Origin of the sequence: Schauerella aestuarii, from assembly GCF_009866805.1 — a bacterium.
GTDB lineage: Bacteria > Pseudomonadota > Gammaproteobacteria > Burkholderiales > Burkholderiaceae_B > Schauerella > Schauerella aestuarii.
This window is the reverse complement of sequence record NZ_SIZW01000007.1, coordinates 1-223: the sequence shown is the minus strand read 5'-3', so window position 1 is coordinate 223 and position 223 is coordinate 1. Positions and strand designations below refer to the sequence as shown.

The following is a 223-nucleotide window of genomic DNA, read 5'->3' as shown; positions in this document are numbered from 1 at the left end:
GCGAGTGGCGAACGGGTGAGTAATGTATCGGAACGTGCCCAGTAGCGGGGGATAACTACGCGAAAGCGTAGCTAATACCGCATACGCCCTTCGGGGGAAAGCAGGGGATCGCAAGACCTTGCACTATTGGAGCGGCCGATATCGGATTAGCTAGTTGGTGAGGTAATGGCTCACCAAGGCCGCGATCCGTAGCTGGTTTGAGAGGACGACCAGCCACACTGGG

1 rRNA gene is annotated in these 223 nt (G+C 57.4%); it reads left to right on the top strand.

The features are described 5' to 3' along the window. Positions 1-223: ribosomal RNA gene (locus tag EYW45_RS00025) — 16S ribosomal RNA — on the top strand; the annotation flags it as partial.